Source organism: Flavonifractor sp. An112 (assembly GCF_002161085.1).
Taxonomy (GTDB): domain Bacteria; phylum Bacillota; class Clostridia; order Oscillospirales; family Oscillospiraceae; genus Flavonifractor; species Flavonifractor avicola.
On the sequence record NZ_NFLU01000004.1, the window covers coordinates 81998 to 96764 of the forward strand.

Annotated in this window: 15 protein-coding genes; 14 read left to right on the forward strand and 1 reads right to left on the reverse strand. The window is 60.1% G+C overall.

The window, feature by feature from the left end:
• The first annotated feature begins 111 nt into the window (after nt 1-111).
• Nucleotides 112-1245, forward strand: coding sequence for a DUF4317 domain-containing protein (locus B5E56_RS04885; protein WP_087388876.1), 1134 nt, complete (start codon nt 112-114; stop codon nt 1243-1245).
• 74 nt (nt 1246-1319) lie between these two features.
• Nucleotides 1320-1970 (forward strand): YesL family protein, encoded by a 651-nt coding sequence (locus B5E56_RS04890; protein WP_242958773.1) that lies wholly within the window; start codon nt 1320-1322, stop codon nt 1968-1970.
• A gap of 72 nt (nt 1971-2042) precedes the next feature.
• Here the strand turns inward: B5E56_RS04890 and B5E56_RS04895 are convergent, their stop codons facing one another.
• Nucleotides 2043-2717, reverse strand: a complete 675-nt coding sequence (locus B5E56_RS04895) for a GntR family transcriptional regulator (protein WP_087388877.1) — start codon at nt 2715-2717, stop codon at nt 2043-2045.
• A 388-nt stretch (nt 2718-3105) separates the two neighbouring features.
• On the opposite strand from B5E56_RS04895, the gene uxaC reads away from it, so the two are divergent.
• From uxaC to B5E56_RS04955, 12 genes are all read left to right on the forward strand, one after another.
• Complete coding sequence (uxaC, locus tag B5E56_RS04900; protein WP_087388878.1) at nt 3106-4545, forward strand: glucuronate isomerase; 1440 nt, start codon at nt 3106-3108, stop codon at nt 4543-4545.
• A gap of 2 nt (nt 4546-4547) precedes the next feature.
• The gene (locus B5E56_RS04905) at nt 4548-5273 is read left to right on the forward strand and encodes an amino acid ABC transporter ATP-binding protein (RefSeq protein ID WP_087388879.1); all 726 of its coding nucleotides are present in this window, start codon (nt 4548-4550) and stop codon (nt 5271-5273) included.
• A gap of 29 nt (nt 5274-5302) precedes the next feature.
• On the forward strand, nt 5303-6055 hold the full coding sequence (locus B5E56_RS04910; RefSeq protein WP_087388880.1) for a cupin domain-containing protein: 753 nt from the start codon (nt 5303-5305) through the stop codon (nt 6053-6055).
• A gap of 50 nt (nt 6056-6105) precedes the next feature.
• Nucleotides 6106-6855, forward strand: a complete 750-nt coding sequence (locus tag B5E56_RS04915; protein ID WP_087187380.1) for a cupin domain-containing protein — start codon at nt 6106-6108, stop codon at nt 6853-6855.
• A gap of 2 nt (nt 6856-6857) precedes the next feature.
• A complete protein-coding gene (locus B5E56_RS04920; protein WP_087388881.1) occupies nt 6858-7700 on the forward strand; it encodes a sugar phosphate isomerase/epimerase family protein in 843 nt (280 codons plus the stop codon).
• The gene (locus tag B5E56_RS04925; protein ID WP_158098668.1) at nt 7697-8533 is read left to right on the forward strand and encodes a sugar phosphate isomerase/epimerase family protein; all 837 of its coding nucleotides are present in this window, start codon (nt 7697-7699) and stop codon (nt 8531-8533) included. Before B5E56_RS04920 ends, B5E56_RS04925 begins: the two co-directional genes overlap by 4 nt.
• A 61-nt stretch (nt 8534-8594) precedes the next feature.
• Nucleotides 8595-9497: a transporter substrate-binding domain-containing protein gene (locus B5E56_RS04930; RefSeq protein WP_087388883.1), complete on the forward strand. Its 903-nt coding sequence runs from the start codon at nt 8595-8597 to the stop codon at nt 9495-9497.
• Nucleotides 9498-9585: 88 nt separating this feature from the next.
• Nucleotides 9586-10257 carry an amino acid ABC transporter permease gene (locus B5E56_RS04935; protein ID WP_343214226.1) on the forward strand — a complete coding sequence of 224 codons (672 nt, stop codon included), beginning with the start codon at nt 9586-9588 and terminating at the stop codon, nt 10255-10257.
• A gap of 19 nt (nt 10258-10276) precedes the next feature.
• Complete coding sequence (locus tag B5E56_RS04940; protein ID WP_087388884.1) at nt 10277-11890, forward strand: mannitol dehydrogenase family protein; 1614 nt, start codon at nt 10277-10279, stop codon at nt 11888-11890.
• Nucleotides 11891-11914: 24 nt separating this feature from the next.
• On the forward strand, nt 11915-12991 hold the full coding sequence (gene uxuA / locus B5E56_RS04945) for a mannonate dehydratase (protein WP_087388885.1): 1077 nt from the start codon (nt 11915-11917) through the stop codon (nt 12989-12991).
• A gap of 81 nt (nt 12992-13072) precedes the next feature.
• Nucleotides 13073-13717 (forward strand): bifunctional 4-hydroxy-2-oxoglutarate aldolase/2-dehydro-3-deoxy-phosphogluconate aldolase, encoded by a 645-nt coding sequence (eda, locus tag B5E56_RS04950; RefSeq protein ID WP_087388886.1) that lies wholly within the window; start codon nt 13073-13075, stop codon nt 13715-13717.
• Entirely contained in the window at nt 13710-14732 is a 1023-nt protein-coding gene (locus B5E56_RS04955; RefSeq protein ID WP_087388887.1) for a sugar kinase, read from the forward strand. Before eda ends, B5E56_RS04955 begins: the two co-directional genes overlap by 8 nt.
• Nucleotides 14733-14767: the final 35 nt, after the last annotated feature.

The window sequence follows — 14767 nt, forward strand, 5'->3', positions numbered from 1 at the left end:
AAGCGCCGACGGCCCAAAGGGCCGGTTTTAAATACTGCAAGAAATGAAAGACATTGATACGGCCCGATGCAAGATGGGCCGCCATTATCCCGGAAATGGAGGACCAGGACCATGAATGAAAAGGAAGTAGGGGAGCTGCGCCGCCGGTTCAAGGCGGACAAGAGTGCCATCACCCATGTGCGGGGCTGCTACGTCAACGAAAAGAAGGAGATCGTCTCTCAGTTTAACCAGTCCCTGGCGCTGATGAGCGAGGAGGAGAGCGAAAAGCTGCTGGCCATTCTGCGCCGCACCCTTTCCGGCGGCATTGACCGCAACCTGATCGACATCAGCTTTGCCACCAAGCAGGTGGCGGAGGGGGAGGAGCACAAGCTGCTCATGGCCCTGCGGGATTCTGGTCTGGGGGATGAGGAAGCTGTCCAGGCCTTTTTCCAGAAGACCATCGACAGCCTGGATCTGGAAGGCAGCTATCTGATCCTGCTGGCTCATGACCGGTACGACGTACCCTACCGGGCTAAGGACGGCGAGACCCAGAAAGACGCCTCCGAGGAGGTCTATTCCTACATCCTGTGCAGCATCTGCCCGGTGAAGCAGACCAAGCCTGCTCTCAGTTTCCAGGCCCGGGAGAGCCGCTTCTATAACCGCCAGGCTGACTGGCTGGTGTCCCCGCCGGAGGTGGGTTTCCTGTTTCCCGCCTTTGACGATCGTACCACCAACCTTTATGACGCGTTGTACTACAATCGAGACGTGGGGGAGAACCACGAGAATTTTGCCCAGGCGGTATTTGCCTCTCCCATCCCCATGCCTGCCCAGGCCCAGAAGGAAACCTTCCAGTCCATTCTGGGGGAGACTTTGGGGGAGGAGTGCAGCTACGATGTGGTCCAGGCGGTCCATGACCAGCTGCGGGAGCTGGTAGAGGAGCACAAGGAGAATAAGGAAGAGGAGCATCTGATGGTGTCTAAGGGGGCGGTGAAGTGTGTGCTGCTGTCCTGCGGTGTGTCCGAGAGCCATGTAAACGCCTTTGACAGCCGCTACGACGACAGCTTTGGAGCGGAGACCCGGCTCAGTCCCCGGAACCTGGTGGACGCCAAGCAGGTCCAGGTCTCCATGCCCGACGTAACCATCAAGGTGTCCCCGGAGTACAGCGCTCTGGTGGAGACTCGCTCTATCAATGGGAAAAAGTACATCCTCATTCCGGCGGAAGGGGAAGTGGAGGTCAACGGGGTGCCCATCCACATCGACGGCTGACCACAAGCTGGGAATTGCATCTTTTTGAAAAATAGAGTAGAATCAGGTATCGACTTTTGCAGGGAGGCATTGCCATGGGAATCTTTAACCCGGAGCACGGTATCTACCGCCTGACGGAAAAGATAGCCGATCTGGTGATTTTGAGTGTGTTTTGGCTGGTGTGTTCCATTCCCCTGGTGACGCTGGGGCCAGCCACCACCGCGCTCTACAACACGGTGGTACGCTGTATCCTGGGCGATGAGCGCAACAGCTGGGTCCTGTTTTTCCGTACCTTCAAGCAAAATTTCAAGGTGGGTGCACTGACCAGCCTGGTGATAGTCCCGCTGATGGCGGTGCTGGTCATCCTCCACGAGGTGCTCTATCAGATGGCCCTGACGGACGATGTGGGCTATACGCTGTTTTTTGCCTACCGGGTCTTTCTGCTACTGCCCATCGGCTTTATCTGCTACCTCTTTCCGGTGCTCTCCCGGTTTACCTTTCAGGTCAGCGGGCTGCTGGTCAACTGCGGCAAGCTGGCCATCGCACACTTGCCCAGCACCGTGCTGATGGCGGTGATCGCTTTTGTCGCCCTCATCGTATGCTCTAATGTGCCCATTCTGGTTATGTTGCTGCCCACTATCGTGACTTGTCTGCACGCCTTTCTGCTGGAGCGGATTTTCCGGCCCTATATCAAGGAGCAGCAGCCGGACGTGGACGATGAAGAGGACGACGAAGATGAAATGTAAATAAATATATCAATATATCAATGAAAAAGCCGCACCGGCTTCCATGAGGGAAGCCGGCGCGGCTTTTTTGCGTCAGAGGGAGGAGTGCATCATGGTATTGATGGCCTCCTGATAGGAGAGCTGGATGTGCTCGGTGAGCAGCTGGCAGGCAGTTTCCTGCTGCTGCTGAAGAATGGCGTCCAGAATGGCGATATGCTCCTGATTGCTCACCTGATAGCGCAGGGGGCGCCATGCGGTGATGCGGATCAGGTTCAGATAGTCCACCAGACTGCGCATCAGCTGGGAGGCATACTGATTATGAAGGGTATCCACCAGCTCCAGGTGAAATTTATTGTCCAGTTCAATCAGGGGAGAGGCGGTCTGTCCAGCCCTGCCTGCCTCATCGTCCTGGTGCTCCAGCAGCAGGGCCCGCATATCGGTGGCCCACTGGAGATCCACCTGATAGAAGCACTGGCGGAGAATCATGGGCTCTAACAGGGAGCGGATCTCAAAGATATCATGGATGCTCTTGGGGGTGGGGCGGGTGATCTCGATGCCTTTGCGGGGGTGAATTTGCACCAGATTGTCCTGGGCCAGCGCCAGAACGGCCTCCCGTACCGGCGTCCGGCCCAGCCCCAGGGATTCCTGAAGCTGAGACTCATTCACAAATTGGCCGGGCGACAGTTCCTTTTGCAGGATCATATTCTTGATCTGATCGTATGCCTGTTTGGACAGACTGGTCTCCCGTTTGGTATTGATGGGTGCCATAGGCAACTTCCTTCCGCAGCGACATATCAAAATTGTGTGCCTGATATATCAGCTGTACATTCATGTAATATATCATCCGCTTGCAGTATACCAGCCTTGGAAGGGTCCGTCAAGTAGGTGGGGAAATGACAAAAAAGGGAAGAAATGATGGGAATTAGAGACAAAAAAAGGAGTCAATTAGGTCCTGAAGGGGAAATTGCAGGACATTTCGGGATCTCTTGTTGTCGGATTATCACAAGAAGGAAAACATGAAAATGAATTTCTTTGGCAGAATCGTCGGTTTATGGGTTGACAGGTCGAATAAACTGTGATATCTTCAAACCATAAAATATATCAGCGATATATCAGCTGCATATCAGCCCGTACCGGACGCATGGGAGGGAAGCATATGAGCGGGGCAAAGCCCTTTTTGGACGAAGATTTTCTGCTGACCACCGAAACGGCCAGGACGCTGTACCACACAGTGGCGGAGCAGATGCCCATTCTGGATTACCATTGTCACGTCAGTCCCCGGGAGATCGCCGAGAACCGGGTCTTTCATGACCTGACCCAGCTCTGGCTGGAAGGGGACCATTATAAGTGGCGGTTGATGCGGGCTAACGGGGCGGAGGAACGACTGGTGACCGGCGACGCCGATCCCTTTGAAAAGTTCCAGACCTGGGCCAAAGCGCTGGAGCGGGCTCCGGGTAATCCACTCTATCATTGGAGCCACCTGGAGCTGCGCCGCTATTTCCGGTATGACGGCCATCTGACCGGCGCCAACGCCAAAGAGGTCTGGGACCACTGCGGCAAGGTCATCGGGGATGGGATGTCCGTCCGGGATATCCTGAAGCAGTCCAATGTAACCCTGCTGTGTACCACCGACAACCCGGCGGACAGTCTGGAGTGGCACGCTAAAATGGCTGCCGATCCCACCCTGGAGACCTGCGTGCTACCCGCATTCCGACCCGATCAGGCGGTGAACCTGGAGAAGGCGGAGTTTGCCGCCTACCTGGAGCGGCTGGGCCAGGCGGCCGGCGTGAAGATCGACGGCTGGGACAGCCTGCTGGGGGCGCTGGAGAACCGGATGGACTTCTTCCATACAAACGGCTGCCGGGTGGCTGACCACGGATTGGACAACATCTGCTATCGGCCCGCTGGCACGGAAGAGCTGGATGCCATCCTGAAACGGCGGCTGGCCGGGGAAGAGGTGACCGGGGAAGAGAAGTGGAAGTACAAGACAGCCCTGCTTCTTTTCTTCGAAAGAGGCTATGCCAAACGAAACTGGGTGATGCAGCTTCACTTTGCCGCTCAGCGCAATAACAACACCAAGATGTACCGGCTTTTGGGACCGGATACCGGATATGACAGCATCGGGCCGGGGGTAAACCTGCCTGATCTGGCCGCCTTCCTCAGCACCCTGGAGGAGGAGGGGGCTCTGCCCAAGACCATCCTCTACTCTCTGGATCCCAACGACAACGCAGGACTCATCACCCTGATGGGCTGCTTCCAGGGACCGGGCGTGGCCGGGAAGATGCAGCACGGCGCGGCCTGGTGGTTCAACGACAATAAGGGCGGTATGGAGGCCCAGATGAAGGCCCTGGCGGCCAACGGCCTGCTGGGGAACTTTGTGGGGATGCTCACCGATTCCCGCAGCTTCCTCTCCTATACCCGGCATGAATATTTCCGGCGCATCCTGTGTGAGCTGCTGGGCGGCTGGGTGGAAAGCGGACAGCTGCCCGATGACCGGGCAGCGCTGGATGGCATGACGGCCGACATCTGTTACCGAAACAGCATTCGTTACTTTGGCTTGGAACAGTATCATTTACGGGGGGCAGAGAAGCTATGAGTATGATCAGCGTCAAGGGGTTGAAAAAGAGTTTTAAGAACCATGAGGTGCTCAAGGGTATTGACATTGAGATCCAGCCAGGTGAGGTGGTGGCCATCGTAGGGCCCTCCGGCTGCGGCAAGTCCACCTTCCTGCGCTGCCTCAACCTGCTGGAGAAGCCCTCCGGTGGACAGATCCTCTACCACGACGTGGATCTGGTCAGCGCCGACGCCAAGACGGCCACCAAGGTACTGCTCGGTATGGGCATGGTGTTCCAGCAGTTCAACCTGTTTCCCCACCTGACGGTGCTGGACAACATTATGCTGGCCCCCACCATGGTTAAGGGACAGGACAAGCAGACCAGCCAGGAGCAGGCCATGGCACTGCTCAAGACCGTGGGCCTGGAGGACAAGAAGGATGCCTACCCCAACCAGCTCTCCGGAGGTCAGCAACAGCGCATCGCCATTGCCCGGGCTCTGGCCATGAAGCCGGAGGTCATGCTCTTCGACGAGCCCACCTCCGCTCTGGACCCCGAGATGGTAGGCGAGGTGCTGGACGTGATGAAGAAGCTGGCTGCGGAGGGCATGACCATGCTGGTGGTCACCCACGAGATGGGCTTTGCCCGTGAGGCTGCTGACCGTGTGATCTTCATTGACGGCGGCTACATCGTGGAGGACAGCGAGCCCGAGGAGTTCTTCAGCCACCCCAAGAATAAGCGGCTTCAGGAGTTCTTGAGCAAAATGCTCTGATCTTCATTATATTAAGGAGGAAACGAACCATGTCTCAGATCAAGGTAGCTCGTTACAGTGATGTGAAGTACGACTTTGTCAACGGCTTTGCCAAGGTGCCGGTGCTGGAAGGGGAGTTCGACCAGGCCCACTTCGCCCACTGCGCCCTGCAGCCCGGCTGCTCCGTGACCCCTGACATCTACTCTGTGAAGGAGCACAATCAGCTGTTCATCTTCACCAAGGGCAAGGGCTACGTGACCACCCCCCGTCAGGCCTGGAACATTGTGGAGCCCGGTGTGTTCGTCCCCGAATTTGATACCGAGCACTTCACCATCACCTGCTCCGCCGACAGCAAGCAGCCTCTGGAGTACCTGCATATCATCACCGAGCTGAGCGACTACGACAAGACCTGTCTGGTGGAGTCCCGCATGGTGCTGCCCCGGTTCCGCGGCATTTCCCAGGGCTGGACCTATGACGAGGACTTCAAGGACAACGATATCACCACCTCCATCATGCTGCTGGAGCACCGCAACCTGGGCCGTCTGTCCATGGGCTGTGTCCGGGGCAAGGGCCCGGTGGAGATCGGTCAGCATATCCACAACGAACTGGCCCAGTGGTATTTCCCCCTGCCCGGCTCCGAGTTTATCTACACCGCCGGCGGGGAAGAGGTCAAGATGACCGGCGGCGACCTGTCCTTCACCCCCACCGGCTTCTGGCACGGCAGCAAGGTGGAAGCGGACAAGACCTGCGACTACATCTGGTTCGAGATGTGCATCGACGGCTATCCCGGCGAGATCAAGTAAGATATCCATCCACTACACATTATCTATTTCAATGAAAAGGGGAATGTACCATGGCTCTGGTTCAGATTTCGAGAGGCGCTGAGGTCAAGCACAACTATGTGGACGGCGTGTCCCGGGTGCCCATCCTGGAGGGCGCTTACCATGACGCGACGGTGGAGCGCATCTCCATCCAGCCCGGCGCCGACCTGACCCCGGAGATCTTCTCCCGTCAGGAGCACAATCAGGTGTTTCTCATCACCGCCGGCAAGGGCTACATCGTCACCCCCCGCCGGGTGTTCAACATCACCGAGGTCTCCGTGTTCGTGCCCGACTTTGACAAGGAGCAGTTTACCTTCCACTGCGCCGCCGACGCCAAGGAAAATATGGAGATTGTTCACTTCGTCACCGAGCTGAGCGACTACGACAAGACCTGCCTGAAGGAGTCCCACCTGACTCTGCCCCGGTTCCGGGGTGTGTCCCAGGCCTGGCATTACAAGGAGGACTTCACCGGCGCCGACATTCAGCAGATGATGCTCATCGAGCACCGCAATCTGGGCCGCCTGTCCATGGGCGCCAACTTCGGCACCGGCCCCAACTACATCGGCCAGCACATCCACAATGAGCTGGAGCAGTGGTACATCATGTTGCCCGGGGCCTCCTTCACCTACACCGCCGAGGACGAGAAGATCCATGTGGTGGGCGGCGACGTGACCTACACCCCCCACGGCTCCCACCACGGCAGCGAGTGCGCCGAGGGCGAGAAGTTCGCCTATGTGTGGTTCGAGCTGTGTGAGAACGGCTATCCCGGCGAGATCAAGTAAGGATGGCCCGGAATTGGGAGCTGCTGGGCTCCAACAGTACCTACAGCCATATGCCCCTGGAGGCCTGCCTGGACGACCTGGTGGAGCTTGGGTTGACGGCCCTGGACTTCGTACCCCAGACGCCCCATTTCTGGTGCAGCCATACTGAGATGGGGGACGCCGCCGCCCTCCGGCGAATGCTGGAGGAGAGAGGCCTGCGGGCCGCGGTGGTCACCCCGCCTCCCTATCGCTATTCCATCACCGCCCCGGCGGGGATGCAGCGGCAGTCCACGCTGGACTATTACCGCCGCTGTATCCTGCTGGCGGCCTCCCTGGGGGCCGACCGGGTGGTGCTGGGGGCGGAGGGGGCCTGCTGGGACCTGGAACGGGACAGACTGCTGGACCAGGCGGCGGAGCTGCTGGACAGGCTGTGTCCAGCGGCAGAGGCCGCTCAGGTGAAGCTGCTGCTCATGCCGGTGCTGGGCCCCGACGCCCCTCTGGCCGCCCAGTCCCCTGTGCTGGGATCGGCGGAGGAGATCCTGGGCGTAATCCGCCGGGTGGACAGCCCCTGGCTGGGGGCCTGCCTGGATACCAACGCCATGAGCGTGTGGGGAGACGATATCCCCGGCTGGTTTGCCCGGCTGGGAACCTGCACCGAGCTGGTTCGGCTGTGCGACGGCAATTACCACGGCTGGCGGGCCTGGGGGGAAGGATGCCTGCCCATGGACCACTATCTGGAACAGCTGGAGACGGCAGGTTACCGGGGAGAACTCTCTCTGCTGCTGCCCGGCGAGCGCTATGTGGACCGGCCCGGCTATCCGCTGAGGCAGGCTCTGGCGGCGCTGAGAACAGGGGGGAGGACATGAAGGGTATCCGACGCGGCCAGCTGGTGAACATGAACCAGCACTACCGCCGGTTTTCTCTGGACTACTTCCTGGACTGCCAGCGGAAGCTGGGCTTTCGCCAGATCGAGCTGTGGTGCGGGGCTTCCCACTTCTGGCTGGATCACACCGGCTATGACGACGTATCGGTGCTGAAAAGCAAGCTGAAGGACCACGGCGTGAAGGTGGTATCCATTACCGCCCCCAGCATGGCCTACCAGTACCAGTACGCCGCCCAGGACAGGGATCAGCTGGAATACTCCTTCCGTTACTTCTCCAACGCCATCCATCTGGCCGCTGAACTGGGGGCCGACCGGGTGGTGGTCAACTCCGGCTGGGGTTACCTGGGGGAGGAGGAGGACACCATGTGGAACCGGTGCCGGGATCATCTCTGCCGTCTGTGCAGGGTGGCCCAACCCCTGGGCGTGAACCTGGTGATGGAATCCCTGCGGGACGATGAGAGCAACCTGGTCTACAACCTGGAACGAGCTGTACGGATGTACCGGGAGGTGGATCACCCCAGTCTGAAAATGATGGTGGACAACATTGCCACCGGAGCGGCGGGGGAGAGCCTGGAGGACTGGTTCCGGGCTTTCGGCTCGGACCTGATCCATATGCACTTTCTGGACGGCGACCCCTGGCTCCACAACATCTGGGGAGACGGCAACACCTCCTTGTCCCAACAGATTCAAATCATGAACCAATGGAACTATACCGGCTACCTGGTGCAGGAGGTGGCGGATGAGCACTACTTCTCCGACCCCTTCGAGGCAGACCGGAAAAACCTCCGGGTACTGGAGCGGTTCCTGGAGGATTGAGCGTTATTTCCCGATGCGCCCCATCGGTAAATAAAATCAAATGTAAGGAAAGGTGAACATCATGAAGCTGAAAAGATTGATCCCCTCGGTCCTCTCTCTTGCACTGGTCTTTTCCCTGGCCGCCTGCGGCGGCGGCGGCAGCGGCAGCGCCAACACTCCCGCTCAGAATGAGACTACCCCCGCCCAGAGCGAGACCACCCCGGCTCAGACCGAGGGCGACGGTTCCCTGCAGCGTGTCCTGGACGCCGGCAAGCTGACCATCGGCGCCGAGGGCAACTGGATCCCCTATGTGTACAATGAGGACGGCACCGGCGAGCTCACCGGCTTTGAGGTGGAGGTGGCCAAGGAAGTGGCTTCCCGCCTGGGCGTGGAGGCCGAGTTCCAGATCTCCGACAGCTGGGACCCCGTGCTGGCCGGCCTGGACGCCGCCCGCTATGACATCGTCATCTGCGGCGTGAACCCCAACCCCGAGCGCCAGGAGAAGTATGCCTGCACCATCGCCTATGCCGAGAACCCCTACTGCCTGGTGGTCAACGGCGACAACACCGAGATCACCTCCTTTGATGACCTGAGCGGCAAGCTGTGCATCAACTCTCCCTCCTCCGCCGCCGGCCAGATCGCCCAGCGCTACGGCGCCACCACCGCTGACGGCGACCTGACCGCCGCCATGGAGCAGCTCAACACCGGCCGTGCCGACGCCCATGTGAACAACGTGGCCGCTGTGGACGCCTATATGGCTGAGCGCCCCGACGTGAACGTGAAGATCGCGGCTACCTATGAGCCCGACGAGGAGAACCGCTACGAGATCGAGTCTGCCGCCATGCTCCGCAAGGAGGACCAGGAGCTGTGCGACAAGGTCTCCGAGATTCTGCAGAGCATGATCGACGACGGCACCCTGTACGACCTGACTGTGGAGTACTTTGGCCAGGCCGTGGCCGACAGCACCAGCATCTATCAGAAGTAAGCACACACAGGCGGAGGGGACTGCCGCCGGCAGTCCCCTCGCCCCGATCAACTTTAATACTTATTACACTCGAAGGAGGTGGGCCGCTGTGGAACAACTGGAACTGCTGATAAACTCTTTCTGGCCCATGTTTAAAGCCGGATTGTTGATTTCCGTCCCGCTGATGTTGGTATCCTTTGCCATGGGCCTGGTACTGGCCTTTGCCCTGGCGCTGATGCGTATGTCCAAGATCGCGCCCTTCAAGGCCGTGGCCTGGTTCGTGGTCTGGGTCATCCGCGGCACCCCTCTTCTGGTCCAGATCTATGTGATTTATTTCGGCCTGCCCTCGGTGGGGCTGGTCCTGGCTCCCATTCCGTCGGCCATTCTGGCCCTTACAATCAGCCAGGGCGCCTATAACTCCGAAGTCATCCGTGCCGCCCTGGGCTCCATCCCCAAAGGCCAGTTTGAGGCCTGCCGGGCTCTGGGCCTGAACAAATTGCAGACCATGCGGAAGGTCATCATCCCCCAGGCAGCTCTGGTGGCGGTGCCCTCCCTGGGCAACTCCTTTATCAGCCTGCTGAAGGATACCTCCCTGGTATCCACCATCACCGTGGCCGAGATCATGATGACGGCCAAGACCATCAATGCCACCGCCTTTGAGCCCCTGCTGCTCTATGTGGAGGCCGGCGTGGTGTACCTGATCTTCAGCACCGTCCTGACGCAGCTGCAGGGAATGCTGGAGAAGAAGCTGGGCAAGCATCTGGTTGATTCCAGAGCCTGAATAAGAGAGGCAATCACTCATGTTACATTTGAATACACAGGGCCTGCGGGATACCGCGGCCTGGGAGGCGGCGGGCATCGCCCTTCCCCGGTACAATGTGCAGACGGTGCGCAAGCGCACCTGGGAGAGCCCTGCCTGGGTCCACTTTGGCGCGGGCAACATCTTCCGGGGCTTCCTGGCCGCCGCCCAGCAGACCCTTTTGAATACCGGCGGAGCCAATACCGGTATCATTGCCGCCGAGTCCTTCGATTTTCAGATCATTGACAATGTCTATACCCCTTACGACAGCCTGAGCCTGCTGGTCCGCATGGCGGCCGACCGCCTCAATCAGATGGAGGTGATCGGCAGCGTGGCCGGGGGCCTGAAGGCCGACTGCCAGGGCCCCGACTGGGACAGGCTGGTGAAGGTGTTCCAGTCTCCCACCCTGCAAATGGCCAGCTTTACCATCACCGAGAAGGGTTACGCTCTCACCGGGCTGAAGGGTGATTTGCAGCCGGTGGTGGAGCGGGACCTGGAGAGCGGCCCAGACTGTCCCAGACACACCATGTCCATCGCCGCCGCCCTGCTCTACCGGCGGTTCCAGGCGGGGGGAGCCCCCATCGCCATGGTGAGCATGGACAACTGCGCCCAGAACGGTCAAAAGCTCCAGGATGCGGTGGAGCGCATCGCCGCCGGATGGCTGGAGCGAGGCATGGTACCTCAGGACTTCTTGACCTGGCTGACCGACAGAAGTAAGGTGACCTTCCCCTGGTCCATGATCGACAAGATCACCCCCCATCCCTCCCAGAAGGTACAGCAGGAGCTGGAGGGCCTGGGCCTGGCGGATATGACCATCAGCAAAACCAACACCGGCACCCTCATTGCTCCCTTCGTCAACGCGGAGATCACCGAGTATCTGGTACTGGAGGATACCTTCCCCAATGGACGGCCCGCCCTGGAGCGGGCGGGGGTGTACCTCACCGACCGGACCACCGTGGAGAAGGCGGAGAAGATGAAGGTGGGTACCTGCCTTAATCCTCTTCATACCGCCCTGGCGGTGTTCGGCTGCCTGCTGGGCTACACCTCCATTGCCGCCGAGATGGGAGATGCCGACCTGAAGGCCCTGGTGGAGCACATCGCCGCCGAGAGCCTGCCGGTGGTGGAGGACCCGGGTATCCTCAGCCCCCGAGCCTTCATCGACGAGGTGCTGAACAAGCGCTTCCCCAATCCTGCCATACCCGATACCCCACAGCGCATTGCCGCCGACTGTTCTCAGAAGATCCCTGTCCGCTACGGCGGAACCCTGCAGCGGTATGAGAAGCGGCCCGACCTGGATCTGTCCGGCCTGGTGTACATCCCACTGGTGTTTGCCGGCTGGTGCCGGTACTTGCTGGGCCTGGACGACCAGGGCAGGGAGATGCCGGTGAGCCCCGATCCGCTGGCGGCTCAGTTGCAATCCTATCTGACCGGAATCACCCTGGGCCGGCCGGAGTCCTGTACCGATCAGCTTAAACCCATCCTGTCCAACGCCGCCATTTTCGGCGTGGACCTGTACCAGTCCGACCTGGGCCGGAAGGCGGAGGAGGCCTTCCGGGCTATGCTGGCCGGACCGGGCGCGGTGCGTGCCGCCCTGCGGCATTATTTATCGCTCTGACGGAGCACAAGGAGAGAGATAGTCATGAAGATGACGTTTCGCTGGTATGGGAGCCAGATGGATCCTATTCCGCTGCGCTATATCAAGCAGATCCCCAACATGAGCGGTGTGGTCACCTCCCTGATGGATATGCCCGCAGGCGCCCTCTGGCCGGAGGAGCGTATCCAGGCCCTGAAGCAGGAGGTCAATGACGCTGGCCTGGAGATGGAGGTCATTGAGAGTGTCAATGTCCACGAGGACATCAAGCTGGGCCTGCCCAGCCGGGACCAGTACATCGAAGCCTATCAGGAGACCATCCGCCGTCTGGGCAGGGCGGGGGTCAAGGTGATCTGCTACAACTTTATGCCCGTGTTCGACTGGACCCGCAGTGACCTGTTCAAACCCCGGCCCGATGGGGCCGCTGTGCTGGCCTATGACCAGGCGGTCATTGACCGCATCACTGATCCCCAGGCCTTTGCCGACCAGATTCAGCAGGGAGCGGGGGAGTTTGAGATGGCGGGCTGGGAGCCTGAGCGTATGGCGGAGATTAAGTCCCTCTTCGCACAGTACGCCAGCGTATCCCACCAGGACCTGCGCAACAATCTGGCCTATTTTCTGAAAGCCATCATTCCCGTCTGTGAGCAGTACGATGTGAAAATGGCCATCCATCCTGACGATCCACCCTGGGACATCTTCGGCCTGCCCCGGATCTATACCAGCGCTGAGGATATCCGTCAGATCCTGGCCATGGTAGACAGCCCTTATAACTGCCTGACCCTGTGCTCCGGGTCCCTGGGTTCCAATCCCAACAACGATATCCCCGCTTTGGTGCGGGAGTTCGGCAGCCAGGGCCGCATCCCCTTCGCCCACGTCCGCAACATCAAATTTACCGGCCCCGGCCAGTTCGAGGAGGCGGCTCACTTCTCCGCCGACGGCAGCCTGGACCTGTACGAGATCATGAAGGCCTACTACGACGTGGGGATGGACTTCTATGTCCGGCCCGATCACGGTCGAATGATCTGGGACGAGAAGGGAAGGGCGGGCTATGGCCTGTTTGACCGGGCTCTGGGCGCTTCCTATCTCAACGGCCTGTGGGAGGCCATCGAAAAAGACCATCAATAACAGTGCGCGGCGCGTCCGGCCGGGGTGAAAGCCGCGTGCCGGACGCGCCCCTTCTTTGTGAAGAAAACAGGAGGCATAACTATGGACGCCATTTCCAAGCGCATTTCTGAGATCGGCGTGGTGCCGGTCATCAAACTCAACCATCCCCAGGAGGACGCCGCTCCGCTGGCTCATGCCCTGTGCGCCGGTGGGGTGCCGGTGGCGGAGGTCACCTTCCGGGCCGCCGGAGCTGCCCAGGCCATCCGCCTTATGACCGAAGCCTGCCCGGATATGCTGGTAGGGGCGGGTACCGTCCTTACCACCGATCAGGTGGACCAGGCTCTGGAGGCCGGGGCCAAATTCATCGTCACCCCCGGCCTGGACCCGGATATCGTTACCTATTGCCAGAGCAAGGGTGTGCCCGTGTTCCCCGGCTGCACCACCCCTACCGACTACCATACTGCCAATAAGCTGGGGCTGGAGGTACTGAAGTTCTTCCCTGCGGAGCAGTCCGGCGGTCTGGCCAAGATCAAGGCCATGAGCGCCCCTTTCCCCATGTTCAAGATCATGCCCACCGGCGGCATCTCCCTGAAAAACCTGAAGGAGTATCTGTCCAGCCCGGTGGTGTGCGCCTGCGGCGGCTCCTATATGGTCACCGCCGATCTCATCGACAATCACAAGTGGGACGAGATCACCGCACTGTGTCAGCAGTCGGTGGCCATCGTCAAGGAGGTACGAAATGGCTAAAGTTGTTACATTCGGCGAGCTGATGCTCCGCCTGGCCCCCAACGGCTACTACCGCTTCTTCCAGAACGACCAGATGCAGGCCACCTTCGGCGGCGGCGAGGCCAATGTGGCGGTCTCCCTGGCCAACTACGGCCTGGACAGCGTGTATGTCACCAAGCTGCCCGCCCACGCCATCGGTCAGGCTGCCGTGGACTCTCTGCGGTACTTTGGCGTGGATACCTCCAAGATTGTCCGGGGCGGGGACCGGGTAGGCATCTACTACCTGGAGAAGGGCGCCTCCCAGCGGGGAAGCGTGTGCATTTATGATCGGGCCCACTCCTCCATTGCCGAGGCCCGGTCCGGCGACTTCAACTGGGACGCCATCTTTGAGGGGGCCGATTGGTTCCATTTTACCGGCATTACCCCCGCTCTGGGCCCCAATCTGGTGGAGCTGTGCCGTCAGGCCTGTGAGGCTGCCAAGGCCCGGGGTGTCAAGATCTCCTGCGATCTGAATTACCGGGGCAAGCTGTGGACCCGGGACCAGGCCCGGGCGGCTATGACCGACCTGTGCCGCTATGTGGATGTGTGCATCTCCAACGAGGAGGACGCCAAGGATGTGTTCGGCATCGAGGCCGAGGGCAGCGATATCTATGGCGGCAAGCTGAACAAGGCGGGCTATGAGAGCGTGGCCAAGCAGCTGATGGACAAGTTCGGCTTTGAGAAGGTGGCCATCACCCTGCGCACCTCCATCTCCGCCAGCGACAACGACTGGGCCGGAATGCTGTACGACGGCAAGGATTGCTGCTTCTCCAAGGAGTACCACCTCCACATCGTGGACCGGGTGGGCGGCGGCGATTCCTTCGGCGCCGGGCTGATCTACGCCCTGTTGTCCGGTAAGTCCTCTCAGGACGCCATTGAGTTTGCAGTGGCGGCCTCCGCCCTGAAGCACTCGGTGGAGGGAGACTACAACCGGGTCACCGTGGCCGAGGTGGAGAAGCTGGCCGGCGGCGACGGCTCTGGCCGGGTACAGCGGTAACAGAAAAAATGGACAGCTGGACCATTTGGTCCAGC

What these genes read in the sequence shown, in the direction of transcription:
- B5E56_RS04930 (WP_087388883.1), top strand. Translation starts at nt 8,595, where the DNA reads ATGAAGCTGAAAAGATTGATCCCCTCGGTCCTCTCTCTTGCACTGGTC.
- B5E56_RS04915 (WP_087187380.1), top strand. Translation starts at nt 6,106, where the DNA reads ATGGCTCTGGTTCAGATTTCGAGAGGCGCTGAGGTCAAGCACAACTAT.
- B5E56_RS04910 (WP_087388880.1), top strand. Translation starts at nt 5,303, where the DNA reads ATGTCTCAGATCAAGGTAGCTCGTTACAGTGATGTGAAGTACGACTTT.
- B5E56_RS04895 (WP_087388877.1), bottom strand. Translation starts at nt 2,717, where the DNA reads ATGGCACCCATCAATACCAAACGGGAGACCAGTCTGTCCAAACAGGCA.
- B5E56_RS04925 (WP_158098668.1), top strand. Translation starts at nt 7,697, where the DNA reads ATGAAGGGTATCCGACGCGGCCAGCTGGTGAACATGAACCAGCACTAC.
- B5E56_RS04940 (WP_087388884.1), top strand. Translation starts at nt 10,277, where the DNA reads ATGTTACATTTGAATACACAGGGCCTGCGGGATACCGCGGCCTGGGAG.
- eda (WP_087388886.1), top strand. Translation starts at nt 13,073, where the DNA reads ATGGACGCCATTTCCAAGCGCATTTCTGAGATCGGCGTGGTGCCGGTC.
- uxuA (WP_087388885.1), top strand. Translation starts at nt 11,915, where the DNA reads ATGAAGATGACGTTTCGCTGGTATGGGAGCCAGATGGATCCTATTCCG.
- B5E56_RS04890 (WP_242958773.1), top strand. Translation starts at nt 1,320, where the DNA reads ATGGGAATCTTTAACCCGGAGCACGGTATCTACCGCCTGACGGAAAAG.
- B5E56_RS04920 (WP_087388881.1), top strand. Translation starts at nt 6,858, where the DNA reads ATGGCCCGGAATTGGGAGCTGCTGGGCTCCAACAGTACCTACAGCCAT.
- B5E56_RS04955 (WP_087388887.1), top strand. Translation starts at nt 13,710, where the DNA reads ATGGCTAAAGTTGTTACATTCGGCGAGCTGATGCTCCGCCTGGCCCCC.
- B5E56_RS04905 (WP_087388879.1), top strand. Translation starts at nt 4,548, where the DNA reads ATGATCAGCGTCAAGGGGTTGAAAAAGAGTTTTAAGAACCATGAGGTG.
- uxaC (WP_087388878.1), top strand. Translation starts at nt 3,106, where the DNA reads ATGAGCGGGGCAAAGCCCTTTTTGGACGAAGATTTTCTGCTGACCACC.
- B5E56_RS04885 (WP_087388876.1), top strand. Translation starts at nt 112, where the DNA reads ATGAATGAAAAGGAAGTAGGGGAGCTGCGCCGCCGGTTCAAGGCGGAC.